Annotated in this window: 16 protein-coding genes; 8 read left to right on the top strand and 8 right to left on the bottom strand. The window is 69.2% G+C overall.

Going from position 1 to position 22,726, the window contains the following annotated elements:
• Positions 1-88 precede the first annotated feature (88 nt).
• Together ACQP2T_RS27225 and ppk2 are read left to right on the top strand one after the other, a co-directional pair.
• On the top strand, positions 89-1,039 hold the full coding sequence (locus tag ACQP2T_RS27225; RefSeq protein ID WP_433518876.1) for an acyl-CoA desaturase: 951 nt from the start codon (positions 89-91) through the stop codon (positions 1,037-1,039).
• Positions 1,040-1,142: 103 nt separating this feature from the next.
• Complete coding sequence (gene ppk2 / locus ACQP2T_RS27220) at positions 1,143-2,045, top strand: polyphosphate kinase 2 (RefSeq protein ID WP_357954165.1); 903 nt, start codon at positions 1,143-1,145, stop codon at positions 2,043-2,045.
• Here ppk2 and clpB read toward each other — a convergent pair.
• The 7 genes from clpB to ACQP2T_RS27185 form a co-directional block, all read right to left on the bottom strand.
• Positions 2,034-4,637 carry an ATP-dependent chaperone ClpB gene (gene clpB / locus ACQP2T_RS27215; RefSeq protein ID WP_433518875.1) on the bottom strand — a complete coding sequence of 868 codons (2,604 nt, stop codon included), beginning with the start codon at positions 4,635-4,637 and terminating at the stop codon, positions 2,034-2,036. The genes ppk2 and clpB overlap by 12 nt on opposite strands.
• A gap of 25 nt (positions 4,638-4,662) precedes the next feature.
• Positions 4,663-4,956, bottom strand: a complete 294-nt coding sequence (locus ACQP2T_RS27210) for a chaperone modulator CbpM (protein ID WP_433518874.1) — start codon at positions 4,954-4,956, stop codon at positions 4,663-4,665.
• Positions 4,953-5,861 (bottom strand): DnaJ C-terminal domain-containing protein, encoded by a 909-nt coding sequence (locus ACQP2T_RS27205; RefSeq protein WP_433518873.1) that lies wholly within the window; start codon positions 5,859-5,861, stop codon positions 4,953-4,955. The genes ACQP2T_RS27210 and ACQP2T_RS27205 overlap by 4 nt, the downstream gene beginning before the upstream one ends.
• Positions 5,861-6,406: a nucleotide exchange factor GrpE gene (locus ACQP2T_RS27200; RefSeq protein ID WP_433518872.1), complete on the bottom strand. Its 546-nt coding sequence runs from the start codon at positions 6,404-6,406 to the stop codon at positions 5,861-5,863. The genes ACQP2T_RS27205 and ACQP2T_RS27200 overlap by 1 nt, the downstream gene beginning before the upstream one ends.
• A 1-nt stretch (position 6,407) precedes the next feature.
• A complete protein-coding gene (dnaK, locus tag ACQP2T_RS27195) occupies positions 6,408-8,291 on the bottom strand; it encodes a molecular chaperone DnaK (RefSeq protein ID WP_433518871.1) in 1,884 nt (627 codons plus the stop codon).
• Positions 8,292-8,303: 12 nt separating this feature from the next.
• Positions 8,304-8,780: a general stress protein gene (locus tag ACQP2T_RS27190; RefSeq protein ID WP_433518870.1), complete on the bottom strand. Its 477-nt coding sequence runs from the start codon at positions 8,778-8,780 to the stop codon at positions 8,304-8,306.
• 159 nt (positions 8,781-8,939) lie between these two features.
• Positions 8,940-11,708, bottom strand: coding sequence for an AAA family ATPase (locus tag ACQP2T_RS27185; protein WP_433518869.1), 2,769 nt, complete (start codon positions 11,706-11,708; stop codon positions 8,940-8,942).
• A 186-nt stretch (positions 11,709-11,894) separates the two neighbouring features.
• Here ACQP2T_RS27185 and ACQP2T_RS27180 point away from each other — a divergent pair, with 186 nt between their 5' ends.
• Positions 11,895-14,801, top strand: coding sequence for a glycoside hydrolase domain-containing protein (locus ACQP2T_RS27180; RefSeq protein ID WP_433518868.1), 2,907 nt, complete (start codon positions 11,895-11,897; stop codon positions 14,799-14,801).
• 48 nt (positions 14,802-14,849) lie between these two features.
• On the opposite strand, the gene ACQP2T_RS27175 is transcribed toward ACQP2T_RS27180, so the two are convergent.
• Complete coding sequence (locus ACQP2T_RS27175; protein ID WP_433518867.1) at positions 14,850-16,001, bottom strand: ROK family protein; 1,152 nt, start codon at positions 15,999-16,001, stop codon at positions 14,850-14,852.
• Between the two features lie 77 nt (positions 16,002-16,078).
• On the opposite strand from ACQP2T_RS27175, the gene ACQP2T_RS27170 reads away from it, so the two are divergent.
• From ACQP2T_RS27170 to ACQP2T_RS27150, 5 genes are all read left to right on the top strand, one after another.
• A complete protein-coding gene (locus ACQP2T_RS27170) occupies positions 16,079-17,341 on the top strand; it encodes a Gfo/Idh/MocA family protein (RefSeq protein WP_433518866.1) in 1,263 nt (420 codons plus the stop codon).
• Position 17,342: 1 nt separating this feature from the next.
• On the top strand, positions 17,343-18,587 hold the full coding sequence (locus tag ACQP2T_RS27165; protein ID WP_433518865.1) for an ABC transporter substrate-binding protein: 1,245 nt from the start codon (positions 17,343-17,345) through the stop codon (positions 18,585-18,587).
• Positions 18,584-19,465, top strand: a complete 882-nt coding sequence (locus ACQP2T_RS27160) for a carbohydrate ABC transporter permease (protein WP_433518864.1) — start codon at positions 18,584-18,586, stop codon at positions 19,463-19,465. The genes ACQP2T_RS27165 and ACQP2T_RS27160 overlap by 4 nt, the downstream gene beginning before the upstream one ends.
• Positions 19,462-20,328 (top strand): carbohydrate ABC transporter permease, encoded by an 867-nt coding sequence (locus ACQP2T_RS27155; protein WP_433518863.1) that lies wholly within the window; start codon positions 19,462-19,464, stop codon positions 20,326-20,328. The genes ACQP2T_RS27160 and ACQP2T_RS27155 overlap by 4 nt, the downstream gene beginning before the upstream one ends.
• A gap of 82 nt (positions 20,329-20,410) precedes the next feature.
• Positions 20,411-22,717 (top strand): family 43 glycosylhydrolase, encoded by a 2,307-nt coding sequence (locus tag ACQP2T_RS27150; protein ID WP_433518862.1) that lies wholly within the window; start codon positions 20,411-20,413, stop codon positions 22,715-22,717.
• Positions 22,718-22,726 lie beyond the last annotated feature (9 nt).

The following is a 22,726-nucleotide window of genomic DNA, read 5'->3' as shown; positions in this document are numbered from 1 at the left end:
TCTGAGTGATGGAGTCGTCACTTCCAGGTCATTGCCGCGCGCTGGGGACGCGGCCGTTGAATGAGGAGCCCAATCGTCCTCGCCGATCATGGGAGGTAGCGTGAGCTCGTCATCAGCCCCGCAGCCGGATTCGGGCACGGCGGAGACGGTGACGGCCACCACCGGTCGCCGGACCGTCTACTTGATCGTCCTGGTGGTGCTGCCCGTGCTGCTTCCCGTCCTGGCCGTGCCCGCCGCCTGGGGATGGGGCGTCGGACCGCGTGACGTGGTGATCGCGGTGGTGATGTACCTGGTCAGCATCTTCGGGATCGCCATCGGCTACCACCGGCTCTTCACCCACCGCGCCTTCAGGTGCAACCGGCCGCTGCGCGTCGCGCTCATGCTGGCCGGCGGCATGGCGGTCGAAGGCCCGGTCACCCTGTGGACGGCCGAGCACCGCCGTCACCACAAGTACGCCGACCGCGAGGGCGACCCGCACTCGCCGTGGCGTTACGGCGACAGTGGCCTGGCCCTGCTGCGCGGCATGGCGCACGCCCACATCGGCTGGTTCTACACCGCGCGCGACCGCTCCAGCCGGCGGCACTGGGTGCCCGACCTGCTGGCCGACCCGGATGTACGGCGGTTCGACGCCGCCTATCCGGCCGTGGCGGCGCTGTCGTTCGCGCTGCCGGCCGCGGTGGGCGGGCTGTGGTCGATGTCGTGGGCGGGCGCGTGGACGGCGTTGTTCTGGGGCGGGCTGGTCCGCTACGCCGTGGTGCACCACGTCACGTGGTCGGTGAACTCCATCGCGCACACCTTCGGTGATCGCCCGTTCCGTACCCGGGACCGCTCGTCGAACGTGCGGTGGGTGGCGTTGCTGACGCTCGGCGAGGGCTGGCACAACTGGCACCACGTGGAGCCGACCTGCGCGCGGCACGGGGTGCTCAGCGGGCAGCTCGACCCCAGCGCCCGGCTGATCCGGTGGTTCGAGCTGGCGGGCTGGGCCTACGGCGTGCACTGGCCGGACCCCGACCGCCTGAGCGCCCGCCGCCGCGATTGATCCCCTGGCGGTCGGATGGGCGACCTCGGACGGACATCAAGCGTTCAACTGTCCGCCTCGCACACACCGCTTTACCGGGCGTTTTTTGGGCAAGTCGGTTGTTATGGAGCGGGTTTCTCTGCTGGACTCCACCCCCGGGCTGCTGGTGGACGACAGCGACGACGACGATCCGGTGCTGCTGCGGCCGGACGGCAGCCGGGTCGACACCTGGCGTGAGCACTATCCCTATCCCGAGCGGCTGCCGCGGGAGAAGTACGACCACGACAAGCGGCTGTTGCAGATCGAGCTGCTGAAGCTGCAGTACTGGGTCAAGGCCAACGGGCAGCGCCTGGTGATCCTTTTCGAGGGGCGTGACGCGGCGGGCAAGGGCGGCACGATCAAGAGGTTCATGGAGCATCTCAACCCGCGCGGGGCCACCGTGGTTGCGCTGGAGAAGCCGTCCGAGCGGGAGCGTACCCAGTGGTACCTGCAGCGCTACATCGCCCATCTGCCCGCGGCCGGGGAGATCGTGCTGTTCGACCGCTCCTGGTACAACCGCGCCGGGGTCGAGCGGGTGATGGGGTTCTGCACCGAGGCCGAGTGCCGGGAGTTCATGGTGCAGGTGCCGCAGTTCGAGCGGGCGCTGGTGCGCGACGGCATCCACCTGGTCAAGCTCTGGTTCTCGGTGACGCGCTCGGAGCAGCGCACCCGGTTCATCATCCGGCAGGTGGATCCCGTGCGGCAGTGGAAGCTGTCGCCGATGGACCTGGCCTCGCTGGACCGCTGGGACGACTACACCAGCGCCAAGGAGGAGATGTTCCTCAACACCGACATCCGCGAGGCGCCGTGGACGGTCATCAAGAGCAACGACAAGAAGCGCGGGCGCCTGGAGGCGATGCGCCACGTGCTGAGCCGCTTCGACTACGACAACAAGGACCACGAGGTGGTCGGCACGCCGGACCCGCTCATCGTCAGGTCGGCGTCCGACATCTACGACGAGGACCACACCGCCGGCTCACCCCCCTGATCCGTGGAAGGTGACGGTCAGCTCGCCCTTGTCGACGTCGACCGTGACCGTCGAGCCCTCGAGGATGTCGCCGCTGAGCAGCGCGCGGCCGATCCTGGTCTCGACCTCGCGGGAGATGAAGCGCCGTAGCGGCCGGGCGCCGTAGACCGGGTCGTACCCCTGGTTGGCGATCAGCCGCCGCGCCGCCTCCGTGACCTCCAGGGTGAGCCGCCGGTCGGCCAGGCGCCGCCTGATGTCGTCGAACATCAGGTCGACGATCTGCTCGATCTCGTTCTCGGTCAGCGGCTTGAACAGCACGATGTCGTCGACCCTGTTGAGGAACTCGGGCCGGAAGTGGCGGCGCAGCTCCCCCATCACCCGCTCGCGCGCCTCGGGCTTGATCTCGCCGTCGGAGGTGACCCCGTCGAGCAGGTACTGGGAGCCGATGTTGGAGGTCATGATGACCACGGTGTTGCGGAAGTCGACCGTACGGCCCTGGGCGTCGGTCAGCCGCCCGTCGTCGAGGACCTGCAGCAGCGTGTTGAACACGTCCGCGTGGGCCTTCTCGATCTCGTCGAACAGCACCACCGAGTACGGCTTGCGCCGCACCGCCTCCGTCAGCTGGCCGCCCTCCTCGTACCCGATGTAGCCCGGAGGGGCGCCGACCAGGCGGCTGACCGTGTGACGCTCCTGGTACTCGCTCATGTCGATGCGGATCATGTTGTCCTCGGTGTCGAACAACGCCGCCGCGAGCGATTTGGCCAGCTCGGTCTTGCCGACACCGGTCGGCCCGAGGAAGAGGAAGGATCCGATGGGGCGCCTGGGGTCCTTGATACCGGCGCGGGCCCGGATGACGGCGTCGGCCACCAGCCGCACCGCCTCCTCCTGGCCGATGACGCGCTCGTGCAGGATCTCGTCCAGCCGCAGCAGCTTCTCGCGCTCCGCCTCCTTCAGCCGGCTCACCGGAATGCCGGTCCAGCGCGAGACGATGGAGGCGATCTCCTCCTCGGTCACGACCTCGCGCAGCAGCCGGTGCCCGTGCTGCCGGGTGTCCAGCCGCTCCTCCTCGCCACGCAGCCGCCGTTCCAGCTCGGGCAGCTTGCCGTGGCGCAGCTCGGCGGCGCGGTTGAGGTCGTAGTTACGCTCGGCCAGCTCCGCCTCCCGCCGTACGGACTCGATCTCCTGCCGCAGGGCCTGGACCTTGCGCAGGGCCGAGCGCTCGGCCTCCCACTGCGCTCGCATCGCACCGGCTTCGGCGCGCAGGTCGGCCAGCTCCTTGCGCAGGTCGGCGAGGCGAGTCTGGCTCGCCGCGTCGTCCTCCTTGGCCAGCGCGGCCTCCTCGATCTCCAGCCGCATCACCCGCCTGGTCAGCTCGTCGAGCTCGGCGGGCATGGAGTCGATCTCGGTACGGAGCATCGCGCACGCCTCGTCGACCAGGTCGATCGCCTTGTCCGGCAGGAACCGGTCGGCGATGTAGCGGTGGCTCAGATTCACCGCCGCGACGAGCGCGCTGTCCTGGATCTTCACCCCGTGGAAGACCTCCAGCCGCTCGCGCAGCCCGCGCAGGATCGAGATGGCGTCCTCGACGGAGGGTTCCTCGACCAGCACCGGCTGGAAGCGCCGCTCCAGGGCCGCGTCCTTCTCGATGTGCCGGCGGTACTCCTCGACCGTGGTCGCGCCGATCATGTGCAGCTCGCCGCGCGCGAGCATCGGCTTGAGCATGTTGCCGGCGTCCATGGCGCCTTCGGTCGCCCCCGCCCCGACCACCGTGTGGAGCTCGTCGACGAACAGCAGGATCCGGCCCTCGGCCGCCTTCACCTCGTTCAGCACGGCCTTGAGGCGTTCCTCGAACTCCCCGCGGTACTTGGCGCCGGCCACCAGCGAGCCCATGTCCAGGCTGAAGATCGTCTTGTCGCGCAGTCCCTCGGGGACGTCACCGCGCACGATCCGCTGGGCGAGCCCTTCGACGATGGCCGTCTTGCCGACACCGGGGTCACCGATCAGGACGGGGTTGTTCTTGGTCTTGCGGGAGAGGATCTGGATCACCCGGCGGATCTCCGAGTCACGGCCGATGACCGGGTCGAGTTTGTCCGCGCGGGCCTCGGCGACCAGGTCGCGCCCGTACTTCTCCAGCGCCTCATAGGCCACTTCTGGCATCGCGGAGGTGACCCGCTGGTTGCCCCTGACGGCGGTGAGCGACTCCAGGAAGCGGTCGCGGGTCAATCCCTGGCCGTGCAGCAGCCGTCCCGAGGCGCCCGAGGTACCCTCCTCGATCATGGCCAGCAGCAGGTGCTCGACGGAGACGTACTCGTCCTTGAGCCGTTTCGCCTCCCGCTCCGCGCTGTCGAGCAGCCGGGACAGCCGCTGGGTGACGAAGACCTGGCCAGGTGTCGTCCCCGGCCCGCTGACCTTGGGCCTTCGCGAAAGCTCCGCCTCCAGGTCGGTGATCAGGCTGTCCGTGTTCGCCCCCGCCGCCGCCAGCAGCCGGGGTGCCAGCCCTTCCGGTTGTTCGAGCAAGGCCAGCAGGAGGTGCTCGGCGTCGACCTCGGTGTGCCCATAGCGCACGGCCTTGGTCTGGGCGTCGTGCAGGGCCTCCTGCGATTTCTGCGTCATCCGGTTCGGGTCCACTCCTGCCCCCTTAGTGTCGTTCAGACAAGCGCCGCAGGTCTGCTTCCAGCTCCTCGATCCGGTCGAGCAGGTCGATCACCAGGCCGATGGCGGCGTAGTTGATCGACAGGCCGTGGTGCAGCCGCTGGATCCGGGCGGCCACGGCCACCTGGGCGGGTGAGAAGCACAGCTCTCCCCTGGCGTCCCTGACCGGTTCGAGCAGGCCGAGCGCCACGAGCCGCCGGACGGCCTCCGGGTGCAGGCCGGTGGCGCGCGCGTAGGAGTTCAGGTCCAGGCGCGCCGGCCGTACGAGCGCGTAGGTCATGAACGCCCCCTCGGGTCGAAGGCCGAGACGGCGGCGAGCTGCTCGAACAGCCGCCGCTCCTCCTCGGTGAGCCGGGGCGGCACCATGACGCGGACCTCGGCGAAGAAGTCGCCCACGCCACCGCCACGCGGGTCGGGCATGCCGCGCCCGCGCAGCCGCAGACGGCGCCCGGTCGAGGTGCCCGGCGGCACCTTGAGCTTCGCCTCGCCGCCCGGCGTGTCGATGGCGACCGTGGCACCCAGCGCTGCCTCCCAGGGCGCCAGCGGGAGTACGGCATGGATGTCGCGTCCCTCGACGCGGTAACGGGGATGGTCGGTGATCCGGACGATGAGGAAGAGATCGCCCCGCTGCGCGTCGCCGCTTCCGTGGCCGCCCTCACCGGCGAGCCTGACGCGCCGGCCGTTCGTGACGCCCGGGGGGATCGTGACGTCCAGCCGCCGGCCGCCGGGCAGCGTGATGGAGCGGCGCCCGCCCTTGTACGCCTCCTCGACCGTCAGCGTCAGCTCGGCCTCCTGGTCGGCGCCGGGCACCGGCCCCCAACTCCGCCCGCGCCCGCCGAACATGCCGCCGAGCAGGTCCTCGATGTCGATGCCGCCCTCGAAGCCCTCTCCCCCCGCCGGACGCCACTGACGGCCGCCCCGGGCGCGGGCGTACTGCTCGGGGTCCACGTCGGGCGGCACCTGGCGGAAATCAGGACCGAACGCGTCGTATCTGCGGCGCGTCTGGGGGTCGGACAGTACGGAGTACGCCTCCGAGATCTCCTTGAACCGGTCCTCCGCCCCGGGATCCTTGTTGACGTCGGGATGGTTGGCGCGTACGAGCTTGCGGTAGGCCCGCTGGATCTCGTCCTGGTCGGCCTTCCGGTCGACACCCAGCACTTCGTAGAAGTCCCGCCGGACGACCATCACTCCGCCTTCTTCGACACGACCACCACCGCGGGCCGCAGCTGCCGCTGACCGTCGCCATAGCCGGGACGCACCACCTCGACGACGGTGCCGGGCGCGACGTCATCTCGTTCGACGGTGGCCACCGCCTCGTGGTGGACCGGGTCGAAGGGCACGTCGCTCTCGTCGTGGCGGGCGTACCCGAGGCGGGACAGCACCGCCAGGGCCTGGTCCCGTACGGCCCGCACCCCCTCCGCGATGGCTTGCGCCTCGCCTTTCTGACCGGCCGCGTGGCCCAGGGCGAGCTCCAGGTTGTCCAGGACGGGCAACCACTCGGCCGCCACCCTGTCCCGCTCCTCGGCCCGCAGCCGTTCGGCGTCGCGGGCGATGCGTTTGCGGACGTTGTCCAGTTCGGCGACCGAACGCAGCCAGCGGTTCTCCAGCTCGGCCAGCTTCGCGTCGGTCTCCGCAGAGGCGTCGGTCTCCGCAGAGGCGTCGGTCTCCGCGGAGGCGTCGGTCTCCGCGGAGGCAACGGCCTGGTCCGTCCGGTCTTCGTGGCCGTTCATGTCACTCCGAGTCGGATGTGGTGAACTCAGCGTCGATCACGTCCTCGTCGCGGCCGGAAGCGGCCTCCGTCCTGCCCTGGGGCGGTACGGCCTGCCCGCTGACCGCGAGCCCGTGGTAGACCTGCTGGAGTTCGCCGCTGAGGCCGCGCAGCCGGTCGAGCGGCGCCTCCTCCTTGACCGCCTGCCGGGCGTCCTGGACGAGTTGCTCCGCACGCGCCTTCTCGTGGACGGGGACACCGTCGCCGAGCTCCTGCAGGCGGCGTTCCACCTGGTAGGCGACCGAGTCCAGCTCGTTGCGGGCGTCGATCGCCTCCCGGAGCCGAGCGTCCTCGGTGCGGTGCTGCTCGGCTTCGGCGACCATCCGCTCGATGTCCTGCTTGTCCAGGTTGGAGCTCTCGGTGATGGTGATCCGTTGCTCGGCAGCGGTGTCCTTGTCGCGGGCGGTGACGTTGAGGATGCCGTTGGCGTCGATGTCGAAGGTGACCTCGATCTGCGGCTCTCCCCGGGACGCGGGGCGGATGTTCTCCAGCCGGAAGCGCCCGAGCACCCGGTTGTCGGCCGCGCGTTCCCGCTCCCCTTGCAGGATCACGATGTCGACGGCGCTCTGGTTGTCGTCGGCCGTGCTGAAGGTCTCGGTACGGCGGGCCGGGATCGTGGTGTTGCGTTCGATGACCTTGGTCATGACGCCGCCGAGCGTCTCGACGCCCAGCGACAGGGGTGTGACGTCGAGCAGGACGACGTCCTCGACCTCACCCTTGAGGATGCCGGCCTGGATCGCCGCGCCGATGGCCACGACCTCGTCCGGGTTCACCGTCATGTTGGGGTCCTTGCCGCCGGTGAGCCTGCGTACGAGGTTCTGCACGGCGGGCATGCGGGTCGACCCGCCGACGAGGATCACCTCGTCGATGTCCGACGGCCTGAGCTTGGCGTCCTCCATCGCCTGCTCCACGGGATGGACACAGCGCTCGACCAGGTCGGCGGTGATCTGCTCGAACGTGGAGCGCATGAGCGTGGTGTTGAGGTGCTTCGGCCCCGAGGCGTCCGCCGTGATGAACGGCAGGCTGATCGTAGTCTGGGTCACCGCCGACAGCTCGACCTTGGCCTTCTCCGCCGCCTCGAACAGCCGCTGCAGGGCCTGCGGGTCGCGGCGCAGGTCGATGCCCTGGTCCTTCTGGAACTCGTCGGCCAGGTAGTCGACGATCCGCCGGTCGAAGTCGTCGCCGCCGAGGTGCCCGTCGCCGGAGGTCGAACGTACCTCGACGACCCCCTCACCGATGTCCAGGATGCTGACGTCGAAGGTGCCGCCGCCCAGGTCGAAGACCAGCACGGTCTCGTTGGACTTCTTGTCCAGCCCGTAGGCCAGCGCGGCGGCGGTCGGCTCGTTGATGATCCGCAGGACTTCCAGCCCGGCGATGCGGCCCGCGTCCTTGGTCGCCTGGCGCTGGGCGTCGTTGAAGTAGGCCGGGACGGTGATGACGGCCTCGGTCACCTTCTCGCCGAGGTACTTCGCCGCGTCGGCGGCCAGCTTCCTCAGCACGAGGGCCGAGACCTCCTCCGGCGCGTACTGCTTGTCGCCGACCTGGAAGCGTACCGATCCGTCCGGCCCTTCCACCACGTCGAAGGAGACCGCGTGGATCTCACTCTCGACCTCGTTGTAGCGGCGGCCGATGAACCGCTTGGCGGAGTAGATCGTCCCCTTAGGGTTGAGTATGGCCTGCCGGCGGGCCAGCTGGCCGACCAGCCGCTCGCCCTGGTCGGTGAACGCCACCACCGACGGTGTCGTCCGTGACCCCTCCGCGTTGGGAATGACCGTGGGCTGACCGTCCTCCGTGGCGGCGATCACCGAGTTGGTCGTACCGAGATCGATACCGACTGCTTTCGCCATGGCGAGCTCCCCCTAGCCGCTTGTCTTGCCGAGCAGTTCCTGGGCCCTGGCCAAGTGTTCGGATTCGACGAGAACGTCGTACTTGTCGGCTACCAGCCCGCTCTCCGAGACGAAGTCCCGGCGGCCGCCGTGCACCGCGTGCGAGATCAGGCCGTAGATCGCTCCGGCGATCAGCCCCCACAACAGGCCCCACAGCAGCAGGCCGACCATGGCCGAGGGCCTGGGCGCGAAAAAGATCCCCAGGAACAGGCCGATGAGCACACCGAACCAGGCCCCGGACAAGGCGCCCAATCCGGCGGCGCGCAGGTACGTCATGCGCGAGACCACCCGCTCGATCGAGCGCAGTCCCACGCCTACGATGAGCGTGCCCTGTACTGGGAACCCGTGGTCGGACAGGAAGTCGACGGCCTTCTCGGCCTCGGCGTACGTCGGATAACTGGCGACCGGGACCCGGTTCGCGGTGATCGGGCCCGGAGATGCTAGAGACACGGCTCCTCCTCGCTTTCAGGCGGGATACCTCTGCGTACGCTTTCGGGTGCGTCACACCTTCGAGTCGCGTACGCTTTCGAGGCTTCTCCCGGCATCCAGCCGCCACATCCCCCAGATGTGTAGTCATCACCGTCTGTTTGGTCATACAGGCGGGTCCGCTCAGGCTCCCGCCACACCGGACGGGCCGGACTCGACCCTTCCCTGCGAAACCACGAGACGGACGAGCTCGATGCGGGAGTTGATCTGCAGCTTGCGGTAGACGTGCCGCAGGTGGAAGGCCACCGTGTGCACGCTGATGAAGGTCTGCTCGGCGATCCGCCGGTTGGTCCATCCGTCGGCCACGAGCAGCGAGATGTTCCGCTCGGTCTCGGTGAGGCTGTCCCAGCCGGAGACCGGCCGCTCGGCGTAGCTCCAGTGGCGGTGACGGACGCCCATGCCACGCAGCCGCTTGCGGACGCGCGCCGAATCCCTGACGGAGCCGAGGTCCTGGTAGATCTCGAGGGCGCGATCCAGGCTGCCGGCCGCTTCCTCATGCCGTCCGGCCGCGACGAGCGCCATGCCGAGGTCCTCCACGGCCGAGGCCCGCGCCCACGTGTCGTCCGTCCGCTCGGCGGCCCGGGCGAGGGCGTCGCAGTCGCCGTCGAGCAGACCACGGGCGTGCGCGGCCGAGGCGACCAGCGCGGCGAACTCCGGGTTGCCCTTGCTGAGCGCCTCCACGATGGCCACGACCGCCTCGGCCGCCGGACGGTCGTCGGCGGCGAGGGCGACGCGGACCATCCACGCGCCCGCCGTGGGTTCCACGGCGAGCATCGAACGCAGCCGCCCGAGTGGTGCGGGGAAGTCCGCGAGCCCGAGCGGGGCGGGAAGGGCCGTGAGCAGCGTCATCGCGCTCAGCGGTCCGTCGCGTACCTCGGCGACCTGTGCCGTCAGGAGGGTGTGCCGTGGATGGCCGTCGAGTGGACCGCCTGCTCCCTCCGCGACGTACCGCGACGCCGCGCGCAGGTCGCCGCGACGCAGCGCGACGGTGGCGAGGACGGCGTTGGCCACCATGGCGGGCAGCGGGGTGCCCAAGCCGGTGGCCAGGTCCAGGGCTCTCTCCGCCTCGGTGACGGCATCGGCGAAACGGCCCGCGGCGAGCTCGGCCCGCGCCTCCAGAGCGGAGGCGTCCGCGGTCCAGGGCAGCTGGCCGTCGGCGGACATGTCCGCACGAGCCTCCCGGAGGATCGCGCGGGCCTCGTCGAGCCGGTGGATGTCTATGAGCAGCGCGGCGGAGACGAGCAGCTGGTCGTAGCGGTGCACAGGGTCATAGCGATGCGCGGGCGGCTCGTCCGTCCCGGCCAGTCGCCGGGCGTCCTCGGCGAACGCCAGCGCCTCGGAGAGGCGGCCCTCTTCCCACTCGGTGACCGCGAGCGCCACCAGGGCCGCGACCTGGGCCGACGGACCGTACCGGGTGCCGCCGTCCAGGATCTCGCACGCGTACTCCCGGGCGGACGTGCCCGAATCCCGCAGGCGCGTCAGGGCGTACAGCCTGACCAGGACCGCCCGATCGCGCACGTGGCCGGGCAGGTCGGGCACGGCCAGCACCGTCTCGGCCTGCCGCAGGGCGTCCTCGATTCGGCCGGTCAGATACATGATGTCCGACAGGAGGCAGCGCAGTTCGGCCGTGTCGTCCGCCGGGTCGCGATCGGCCAGGCCCCCGTTGACCAACTGCTCGGCCTCCTGCAACCGCCCCCAGGCGATCGCCGTGTCAATGAGGGCGACCAGGTGGCCGGGGCTGTGGCGCGGATCGGGGCCGGGGCTATGGCCGGAGCCGAGGCGGGAGATGTCCGGTGGCTGACTTGTCGGCCCGGCGTAGCCGTCCGGTGGCCGGCTCGCCGGTTCGAGGTAGACGTCCGGTGGCCGGCTCGCCGGTTCGGCGTGGGTGCGGACGCCGAGTTGGTCCAGCAGCGCGTGCCGTACCGGTAGCGGGACCCGCGTGGCGACCACGAACCTGACCAGTTCGTGCCGGAAGGTGAGGCCCTGCGGGGTGGCGGCAAGGATGCCTGCCGCCATGCACTCCTCGACCAGCGGAAGCAGGGCGGCCGGTGTGGTGCCCAGCAGTGACACGGCCTGTTCCGGCGAGAAGGACCGGCCCAGCACGGCGACGGTCTCCACCAGATTCCTGGCACCTGCGCTGAGGGGGTCGATCCAGTGGCGGACGACCATCCGCAGCCGGTGGGGAACGTACCCATGCGGCAGGACGGTTCCGGCTCCCAGCCGCCCTTCGTCCCGGAGACCGGCGAGCAGCTCGCTGATCAGCAGCGGGTTGCCGCCGGCGCCGCCCGCCAGTGCCAGCAGGGCCGGCTCGGGTGGCGCCCCGAGTGTCTCCGTCATCAGCCCGGCGACCGCCTCCGGCGAGAGCGGCGTGAGCTCGACCCTGGCGGCCCCTTCTCGCTCCAGGAGGTCGAACAGGAAAGCGGCCTGGCCCTGTTCCACGGCGGTGGATCGGCTCAGCAGCCAGCCGATGGGCCGGGACGCGAGCACGTGGTGCAGGGCGCGCAGCACCATCAGCGTCATCGGGTCCGCCCAGTGCAGGTCGTCGAGTACGACCAGCACCGGTCCCGTGGCCCGTTCCTCGAGGCCGGATCTCAGGCGTTCGAGGGTACGCGCCCGCGAGTCGCCCGGATCACCGCAGGCGGCGGGCTCGAAGCGCAGGTCGAGAGCCTGGTACAGCATTCCGCAGGGGATCAGCTCGCCCAGCTCCCCTGGGCCGCCCTGGAGCACGCTGATGTGGCGCTCGCCCGCGGCGCGGGCGGCTTCGGTGAGCAGGCGGGTCCGGCCTGCCCCGGGTTCGCCGTCCACCAGCAGCGTCCCGGCCGCGCCACCCTCTATCGTGCGCAGCAGGCTCTCGACACAGTGCCATTCCCGATCGCGTTCCCACATTCGCATCCCCCAACTCCTGGCTATCCGGACGGAGGACGCCGAACCCCATGCCGGGGGAGATTTTTCGCATTTCACCCTCTTGACCCAGACTTACACAAGAACCCATGATAAGTGGCCATGCGACGTCGAGCCATCCCCTTACTCTTCGCTACCCTGCTGCTCGCCCCATTCGCACCCTTCGTTCCAGCTGCCATGGCTGGTCCGAAGGCCGCACAGCTATGGGTCGAGAGCCCGCAGAAGACCGTCTACCGCACGACGACTCTCCCGCAGAGTCCGAGCACCTCCATCAGCCTCGTAGCCGCCCGCGGTGAGTACGAGAGCGCGCAGATCGCCGTACGCGCGAAAGAGCGCCTGCGCATCAAGCGCGTCCGATTCGGCGACCTGACCTCGGGCGGCAGGCGGCCGATCGCGGGAGCCAACCTGAGCTACCACTTCGTCGCCTACAAGGACGACAGCAAGGTCGCGGCGAACCCGTTCTTCCCCGACCGTGAGAGCGACCCGCTCTATCCCGAGTCGGCCATGCCGGACCCGCTCTCCAACGACCAGGAGACCTGGGTCGAGGCCGGCCAGACTCAGCCGGTCTTCGTCACCGGGTTCGTGCCACGCGGCACGGCACCCGGCACCTATCGAGGAACGGCGACGGTCGAGACGACCCGGGGCGACTACCCGGTCCCGATCACGTTCAGCGTGCACGCCGTCGAGGTCCCCACGATCGACAAGTCACCGTTCACCAACTACCAATGGACGATGACGAACGGTTTCACCTGGGACGGCTTCAGCTGGAACGGTGCGGCCGGCCAGGCCTATGACGTCGGCAAGTACTACTACGGCGTCGAGACCTACAGCGACGCGTGGTTCCGCCTCATGGACGAGTTCGCCCGCAAGCTCGCCGAATATCGCACCAACATGGTCTGGCTCCGCACTGACCTGTTCCTGCAGTCCACCGGCACGGAGCTGTCGGACTTCGTCAAGGGGATTCCGGGCGACATCGACTGGACGAACTTCGACCGCTACGTCGAGACGTTCAAGCGGCACGGGATCACCAACTTCGCCAACCAGCATCTCGTTCACGCGCTGAACAAGATGCCGGACAACGAGAAGCCCGACGACAGCTGGAACGCCAAGCTGCCGGACAGCCTGCCGGTCACCGACGCCTTCCTGACCAACTATCTGACCGCACTGCACCAGCACCTCAAGAGCAAGGGCTGGACGAACGGCCTGACGTGGTACCAGCACATCCGCGACGAGCCCATCACCGCCGACCAGCGCAACCTCTGGACCTATGTCGCGCGCAAGATCAAGCAGATCAATGCCGACATCGGCGCCGATTTCCGCACCATGGACGCCGATCCCGATGGCATCCTGCTCGACGACAAGACCAAGCCCTATGTCGACACCTGGGTTCCGCTGACGCCGGCGTTCGAGCGCAAGAAGGCCGGTTACCAGGCGCAACAGGCCGCGGGTCAGGACCTGTGGGTCTACACGTGTGAGGTCAACACTCCCCCGTGGCTCAACCGCTTCTGGACGCAGCCGACGATGACCGGCCGGATGCTGTTCTGGGACCTCGAGCGCGAGGGCGTGCAGGGTCATCTGCACTGGGCGTGGAACGCGTGGTACGTGGGTCCCTGGAAGGGCGACTCCTACATCGTCTATCCCGACAAGGCCAACCTGACGGTGAAGAGCAGCCTGCGTTTCGAGGCGCATCGCGATGGTCTGGAGGACTACGAGCTGCTCTACATCCTGAAGAAGCGCGACCCGGCTCTGGCGAAGCGGATCGTCGACAGCGCGATCAGCCCCGAGGACCCGCGGCGCTACACACTCGACCCGGCCTATCTCGACGCTCTGCACGGCTACCTCGTGCGGGCGGCCGCGGGCGATCCTGTCGGCGCCATTCCCCAGCCGACCAGCCCCTATGAGGGCCAGGACGTCCCGAACACCTTCCTGGTCGACAACACCGACAACAGCGTCGGCTACTCCGCCGGCTGGGCGCCCCGGCAGCGGCAGTCCGCGTACCTCGGCAGCGTGCACATCGGCAAGAGCGCCGGTGACAAGGCGACCTACGAGTTCGAGGGCACCGGTATCGACGCGTTCTTCGAGAAGAACACGACGACCGGAAAGGTGTCCGTGTCGGTCGACGGCGGGCCGGGGACAGTGCTCGATCTCTATGAGGCGGTCCAGTACGACCGCTTCACCGCCTATCGAAAGACCGGGCTGACACCAGGCAGGCACCGGATACAGATCACCAACCTGGAGAACAGGGAGGTGCGGTTCGACGGATTCCGGGTGCGACTCGCACCTGGGCAGCGGCACTTCGACGCGACGTTGAAGGATCTCAAGCTCACCAACGTCTCGGAATTCTCCTTCGAGGGATATCGCGGTGACTACACGCTGCTCGTCAACGAGGGGAAGAGCACCGTCGGCCTGACCCCGGCGCTGACCGACGCCGGCGGCACGATGACCGTCGACGGCAGCCCCGTCGCCAATGGCGCGAGCGTCGACGTCAACGTGGCGAACGGCAAGAACAAGGTCGAGATCCGCACGCTGGCGAGCGATGGCAAGACCGCGAAGACCTATGCGCTCACCCTCGTGAAGGGCGCGGTGAACACGGCGGACGCCAACATCGCCCGCAGCTATTCGGCCGTGTCCGCTTCGGCGGCCCGCGATGGCGACGGCGGCGCGCAGTACGGCCCGCAGAAGATGGTCGACGGCGATTACGGCACGATGTTCGCCGCCAAGATGGGCTACACCGACGCGAACCCGTTCCCGCACGAGATCGTGCTGGACTGGAACGAGCCGAAGGCGTTCAACACGCTCGTGCTCGCGACCCGTGGCGGCATTCCACAGGGCCTGACCGATGTCGACGTCGAGGTCTCGGCCAACGGCACCGACTGGACGACCGCCGTGCGGGGCGCCGCGTTCCGGTGGACGCACGACGATGACGACGGGGTCATGGAGTACGCGGCCGCCGATCTTCCCGACCTGCAAGGCGTCAGGAAGCTGCGCCTGAAGATCAACGACGCGAACTACACCCGCTGGAGCATGTACGCCGTCTATGAGCTGGAGCTCTACAACCTGCCGGCTTCGCGTAAGACGGGGTAGCCACCAGATCACCGCCCGTCGCCGAACCAGGGGGACGGGCGGTGATCGTCATGCGGATGGCTTCGGGAGGGGTGCGTCGAAGTCGTAGAGGCGGGCGTCGACGTGATCGAGCGCGCGCCGTACCGCACCCAGGACCGCGGCCTGCTCCCCCAGATCGGAGATCGCCACCACGGGAGGTTCGAGGCAGAACGGGTCCAGGTGCCGGCGCACCGGCTCGAGCAGCACGTTGCCCGAGCGCGAGACGCCACCGCCGATCACCACCAGCTCGGGATCCACGGTCAGCACCAGCGCGGCGATCCCTTCGGCCAGGTCGCGCGCGTACTGGTCGACCGCCCACAGCGCGGCCGAGTCGCCGGACCTGGCCGCGGCGAAGACCTGGGCGGCGGCGTCCTGTGGCGCCGTGCCGGGCGGCAAGCCCTGGAAACCGGTCAGATGGACGGGCGCGCGGTGCCAGCCGATCAACGGCAGCGCGCCGATCTCGCCCGCGCCGCCCCTGGCTCCTCTGAGCAGTTTGCCGTCCACCAGGATGCCCGCGCTCGTGCGCACGCCGGACAACACGAACACCAGGTCGTCGACGCTGCGGGCCTGGCCGCGCCAGCGCTCGGCGAGCGCGGCCAGGTTGCAGTCGTTCTCCACCAGCACGGGGCAGTCGAAGCTCGCCCGCAGCTCACCCGCCAGATCGAGGCCGGTCCACTCGGGCAGGACGACCGACAGCTTCACCACGCCCTCGGGGGTCACCACACCGGTGGTGCCCGCGCAGACGGCGGCGATGCCGTCGGCGGTCAGCTCGGCGGCCTCCAGGGCGCCCGCGATCGCCCTCCTGAGTCCGGCCAGGCGCTCGGCGCGGCCGGCGGCGGCGGTGGTCCGCTCGTCGTGCGCGGCCACGACCGTGCCCTCCAGATCGGCGACGCTGACCCGGAGCGTAAAGGAGCCGATGTCGATCCCGAGCACGTGACCGCCCGCCGCGTGGAACGCGAACAACCTGGCCGGCCGCCCCATCTGGCCGCTCTCCGGCGGCAGCTCCTTGAGCCAGCCCGCCGCCAGCAGCTCCTCGACCAGGCCCTCCACGGTCGGCCTGGACAGCGCGGCCTCCTTTGCGAGGTCGGTCAGTCCGAGCGGCCCCCGCGACCGGACCGTGCGGAGCGTCGTCACGAGATTGATCCGGCGAAGCCGCGAGGTGTCGCCGCCGCGGATAGTCATGCTTGCCCCCTTGACAGATGCTATGCGGCAGAAATAAAAACATCCTTCATTAGTAAGTCTCACTATAGGGGATGTGGATGGTCACTCTTGCCGTGATCGGAGCGGGCCTGCGCGGCGCGGGTTACGCGAGGCTGGCGCGCGAAGCCGGGTGGGCCGAGGTCGTGGCCGTCGCCGAGCCCGACCCGGCCAGGCGGGCGGAGTTCGCGGCGGAGCACGGCATCGCGGCCGAGCGCGCCTTCGCCGACTGGCGAGACCTGCTGGCCGAAGAGCGGCTGGCCGACGCGGTGATCGTGGCCACACAGGACCGCCTGCACCTCCGACCGACCGTACGCGCGGCCGAGCTGGGCTACCACATCCTGCTGGAGAAGCCGATGGCGCCGACAGAGGAGGATGCCGCGGCCATCGCCGCGGCCGCCGACCGCAACGGCGTGATCCTGGCGGTCTGCCATGTGCTGCGCTACGCGCCCTACACCACCAGGCTCAAGGAGCTTCTCGACGAGGGCCGGATCGGCCAGATCATGAACATCCAGCATCTGGAGCAGGTCGGCTGGTGGCACCAGGCACACTCCTTCGTGCGGGGGAACTGGCGGAACGAGGCCGAGTCGGCCCCGATGCTCCTCGCCAAAGCGTGCCATGATCTTGACTGGATCGCGCACATCAAGGGCGAGGTGCCCGAGCGAGTCTCCTCCTTCGGCAAGCTGGTCCACTTCACCAAGGAGAACAAGCCCGCAGGGGCCGCCGACCGATGCCTGGACTGCTCCCTCGAACCCACCTGCCCCTACTCGGCCAAGCGGCTGTACCTGGACTCCCTCGCCGATCCGAACCGGCGCATCTGGCCGCTCGGCGCGATCACCCGGGATTTCACCGAGGACGGCGTGCTCACGGCCCTGCGTGAGGGCCCGTACGGCAGATGCGTCTACGCCTGCGACAACGACGTGGTCGACAGCCAGGTGGTGATCATGGAGTTCGCCGACGGCACGAGCGCCACCTGCACCGTGACCGCGTTCGGCGCGCTCGAGCACAGGAAGACCAGGATCTTCGGCACGCGCGGCTCGATCGAGTGCGACGGCGAGACGCTGCGCGTGCACGACTTCCTCACCAATGAGGTGTCGGTGATCGACGCCCTCGCCGGAGCGGACGCCTCGGCCGCCTCCGGGCACGGAGGGGGTGACGGGGCGCTGCTGAAGGCGTTCTTCGCCGCCGTCCGCGACAACGACCCGGCCTTGGTCTCGACCGACGCGCAAGCCAGCCTCGCCACCCACCGGGTGGTCTGGGCCGCGGAACAGGCCAGGCACACCCGTACCGTCGTCTCGATAGAAAAGGCCCCCCAGCATGCGTAAAATGACGGCCGTCCTCCTGATCGGCGCCCTCGGCCTGGCCGCCTGCGGCAAGAAGAACAGCGGCGAACCCGCCCAGCAGTCACTGTCGTACCGCTCGACCTGGGGCGCGGCGGAACCCCAGGCGAAGATCATCAAGACGATCTTCGACGACTTCGCCAAGGAGACGGGCACCAAGGTCGACCTGAAGTTCGTCGGCCGCACCGGCAACGAGAACCTCAACGCCGAGATGGCCTCCGGCCAAGGCCCCGACCTGTTCGACACCACCACCGGCGACATCGACACGCTGACCGCCCAGCAGATCATCGGCCCCATGGACGACGTGGAGAACGCGCAGATCCCCGGCGAGGGCGAGACGGTCAAGGACGTGCTCCCCGAGCCGGTACGGCGGGCCTCCTCCGGCAAGAACGGCCTGGCCTACATCCCGCACACGATCATCTCCACCGCCATCTGGTACGACGCGGCCAAGCACCCCGGGCTGAACCCGCAGACCTGGGAGGAGTTCATCGCCTTCCTCGACGAGTCCAAGAAGGCCGGCCGCACCCCGATCGGCCAGGACGGCACCATCGCCCTCTACAACGTCTTCTGGTTCTACAGCCTGCTGGTGGGCGCCAACGGCGCCGGGAGCCTCGCCGAGCTGGCCAAGGACCCGGCCAACTGGGACAAACCCCAGGTGCTCGACGCGGCGAAGAAGGTCGAGCAGCTCGCCAAGGGCGGCTACTTCCAGCGGGACTTCATGGCGACCAAGTTCCCCGCCGCGCAGAACGCCTGGGCGGCGGGCACGTACGACCTGAACCTCAACGGCACCTGGCTGGCCGGCGAGGTCCAGCCCCAGCTGGCTCCCGGCTTCAAGATCGCCTCGTTCCAGGTGCCCACCGGCGGCAAGAAGTCCATCGAGGTCGGCACCCTCGGCTGGGGCGTGAACGCCAAGGGCAAGAACGTCGCCACGGCCAAGAAGTTCCTGGCCTTCGCGCTGCAGAAGAAGTACATGGAGCAGTTCTCGACCGTGGCGCTGAACATCTCCTCGCGCGGCGACGTGCCCGCGCCCGCGCACATGGCCAACGTGCAGAAGGCGGTCCTGCAGGCCAAGGAGACGCACCTGAGCTACGACTACGCGGGCGCCGACAAGACCTGGTGGGCCGACATGTTCCTGCCGCTGAGCGACAAGCTCCTGTCCGGCAAGATCGACGCGACCACATTCGTCCGCGAGGGCAAGAAGAGCACAGCCGAGCACCTGGCGACTGGATGAAAACCTATGAACGGGCCTTCTGGCCCTTTCTGCTGCCCGCGCTCCTGATCTACACCTTGCTGTTCGTCGCGCCCTCGCTGTTCGGAATCTGGGTCGGCTTCACCAAATGGTCGGGGCCCGGCTCGGAGATGACCTGGCGCGGGCTGGACAACTACGTGGCGCTGCTGCACAACGAGGTCTTCGTCACGGCCTTCACCAACACCTTCGTCATGGCGACCGTCGGCGGCGCCCTGGTCTTCGGCTTCACCTTCCTCGCCATGGTCGTGCTCAGGCAGCTCAAGGGGCGGGCCTTCATCCGGGCCGTCGTCTTCCTGCCGATGGTGATCTCGATCATCGCGATCGGCGCGGCGGTGGGCTTCCTGCTCAACCCCGAGGGCGCGGTCAACACCGTGCTCGAGTGGATCGGCCTGGATCCGCGGCCCTGGCTCGGCCCCGACATGGTCTTCCGCTGCATCGTGGGCGGCCTGGTCTGGTCGAGCACCGGCTTCTACGTCGCGCTGATGATGTCGGCGGCCGACGCCATCCCGACACACGTGTACGAGGACGCCCAGCTCATCGGGGCCACCAAATGGGAGCAGTTCCGGCACATCACGCTGCCGTTGACCTGGGACGTCCTCGCCGTGGCCGCCGTCCTCTGGGTGGTCGGCAGCCTGAAGATCTTCGACATCGTGCTGGCCTTCACCACCGCGGGCACTTCTGCCGCGCCGCCGATCCCCGCCCGCACGATCGCGGTGCAGCAGTACATCGTGGTGAAGGGCGCCGGCCTGCCGGAGCTGGGCAGCGCGGCCGCCATGGGCGTGATGACGCTCCTCGTGACGGCCGTACTGATCGTGCTGACCCGGCGCATCACCAGACGTGATCGAGTGGAGCTGTCATGAGACGTCTGATCGGGGACATCCTGCTGCCCCGGGCCACGGCGATCGCGTTGTGGGTCTGGGTGGCCTTCAACCTCGCCCTGATCGGGTGGGTGGGCATCCAGTCGCTGAAGGATTCGGGCGAGGTGTGGCAGGAGCCGTTCGGCCTGCCGAAGACCCTGCGCTGGGACAACTTCGGCTCGGCGTGGCAGGCGGCGGAATTCTCCGCCGCGGCCATGAACAGCGTGGTGCTGACCCTTCTCGGGTCCGTGCTGATCGTGGCGGTGTCCGCCCCCGCCGCCTATGTGCTGGCACGCTCAAGCCGGCGCGTCGCCGGCCCCGCGATCAACTACTTCGCGATAGGGCTGAGCATCCCGATCCAGACGATCCTGGTGCCGATCGTGGTGATCAAGCTGTCGGTCTACACCTTCATGGAGGACTGGGTCACCGGCTGGTGGGACAACCGCATCACCTTGCTGGTCTTCCAGGTGGCGCTGTCGGTGCCCTTCGCGGTGTTCGTGCTCACCGGGTACATGCGCTCGCTGCCGCACGAGATCGAGGAGGCGGCCGAGATCGACGGCGCCGGCCCGCTCCGGGCGTTCGTTCAGGTCATCATGCCCGTGGCCAAGCCGGGCTTGACGACCGTGTTCGTGCTCAACGTCATGGGCCTGTGGAACGAGACCCTGCTCGCCCTGCTGATCGCTCCTCTCCCTGAGGAACGCAACCTGCCCGCCGCGCTCCTCGGTCTGTACAGCAGCATGCAGTACAGCTCCGACTGGGGCGGCATGTTCGCGGGCATCGTGATCCTGGTCTACCCCATGATCGTGCTCTACCTCTGGCTGGGCCGCCGCATCGTCGACGGCATGACCGCCGGAATCAGCAGGTGATCCGCGACCGGCCCGCAGAGCGCGTCTAGCCTATTTTTCCGGTTTATTGACGGAAAAATACGGCGTCGACAGACTCTGCGGCATGTCCCAACCCCATGATCGTTTGTCGCGGCTCAGCCGGGCCCTCGGCCTCACCGTCCTGCTGTCCGGCCTGGTCATCGGCCCGCCGGCGGCGGCGCAGGCGCCGAGCACGTACGCCAACCCGGTATCGGCGGGCGTGGTCGACACCTTCCCCGACCCGACGATGATCCACGGCAAGGACGGGTTCTGGTACGCCTACGGCACCCAGAACCCGGTGTTCAACAGCAAGGGCGAGGACGGCGAGCGGATCTTGCCGATCCTGCGCTCCAAGGACATGGTGCGCTGGGAGTACGCCGGGCAGGTCTTCACCCCGGAGACCCAGCCCGCCTGGCACAACGCCGCGCGGCTGTGGGCTCCGGACGTCAGGTACATCAACGGCAAGTACTACCTCTACTATTCGGTGTCCTCCAACGGGGGTGATCTCGGGCTGGCAACGGCACCGACCCCGACCGGGCCGTGGACCGACGCGGGTGACGTGCTGCCGTCCTCGACCACCTGCCCCACGGGCAACATCGACCAGGCGCAGTTCACCGACATCGACGGCACCCCGTACATGTACTGGGGAAGCTACGAGGTCATCTGCGTCGCGAAGATGAACGCCGACGCCACCCGCGTCGAAGGCGCGGCGACCCAGGTGGCCAGGGGGCGCCGGATGGAAGGCGCGTACGTCGTCCGGCATGACGCCTTCTACTACCTCTTCTACTCCGACGCCGGCTGCTGCCAGGGCGCCTACAGCGGCTACCAGGTCAAGGTCGGCCGGGCCACCACCCCGTCGGGCCCGTTCGTGGACGACGAGGGCGTCAACCTGATGGACCTGACCAGTAAGGGCGCCATCGTGGTCGGCGCCAACGGCAACCGCTGGGCCGGCCCGGGACACAGCGGCTTCCAGACCGACCTGTCCGGCCAGGACTGGCTCGTCTACCACGGCATCTCGACGGCCGACCCCGATTTCCCGCCGATCGGCGGCGGGCGGCTCGCGGGCCTGAGCAAGCGCCCGCTGCTGATCGACCGGCTGGACTGGATCGACGGCTGGCCGGTGGTACGCGCCGGAGCCGGACCGTCCGAAGGCGCCCAGCCCGCGCCGGTGACCTCCTTCGCCGCCGGCGGCGCGTTCAAGGACGGCTCCCTGACCGGCTGGCGGGCCGAGGGCGGCTGGTCGGTGCGGACCGATCAGGACGCGCGGGGGTACGCGAGCCACGCCGGAAGCGCCACCGCGTACCTGGTCTCCGCGAAGAAGGCCCCCACCGCCGACGTACGGGCGCAGGCGGACCTGCGGGTCACCGACGGCGCCGTCGGCCTCACCCTCGCCTACGCCAACCGCGAGAACAACGTCGTGGCCTGGCTGGACCGCGACGGCCGCGCGCTGGTCACCGACGTGGTGATCGGCGGCAGGAGCCGCGGCAGGTCGGTGACGGCGCTGCCGGCCGGGTTCGACTTCGGCACCTGGCACACCGTGGTGGCCGAGCTGCGCGGCACCCAACTGACGGTCAAGGTGAGCACCGACCAGCTCGGTGACCCGGTCGCCGAGCAGACCCGCCGCCTGCCGAAGGCCGCGGCCCGTCACGGCTCGGTCGGCGCGGTCGCGCGCGGCGGCGGCGCCGATGCCGACAACGTCGGTGCCGCGAAGCTGTACACCCCCGTCACCGAGCGGGTGCCCGACCCCCGGCCGGGTCCGTTGCTGCCCGCCTACAGCGACGAGTTCAACGGCGACACCGTCCCCGGCTCGCCGTGGCAGTGGGTACGCGGCCCGGCGGCCGGTGTCACCATGACCGGCGGCGCGCTGTCCTGGCCGACCCAGAACGCCGAGCTGTACCAAGGCACCAACACCGCCTCGGTGCTGCTGCGGGACGCGCCGGAGGGCGACTACACGGTGGAGACGAAGATCGACTTCGCGCCTGCGCAAGCGGGGCAGCAGGCCGGGATCCTGCTGTACGAGAATGACGACCGGTACTTCAAGATGGTGCACTCGGTGGTCCCGCTGCAGCGGGGCAACGGGGCGGTGGTCCAGCTCAGCGAGTTCGCCAAGGAAGGAGAGCGGCCGACGACCACCCCGCCGACCGCGGTCTTCAACGGCCCCATGTTCGGCGGCCCGGCCGCCGACACGATGTGGCTGCGGCTGTCCCACCACGCCGACACCGCGCACGGCGAGACCGAGGTGCGCGCGGCGACCAGCAGGGACGGCGAGCACTGGGTCCACAACGGCGTGTGGACGCTGCCGGCCAAGGAGCGACTCAAGATCGGGCTGGTCTCGATGAACAAGTCAGGCGCCGTGGCCCAGTTCGACTACGTCAGGACTTATCGCGACTGATCCCGCTCA

Source organism: Nonomuraea sp. CA-143628 (assembly GCF_050942315.1).
Taxonomy (GTDB): Bacteria; Actinomycetota; Actinomycetes; order Streptosporangiales; family Streptosporangiaceae; genus Nonomuraea.
Note: the sequence above shows the minus strand (reverse complement) of the source record. Positions and strands in the feature narration are given on the sequence as shown.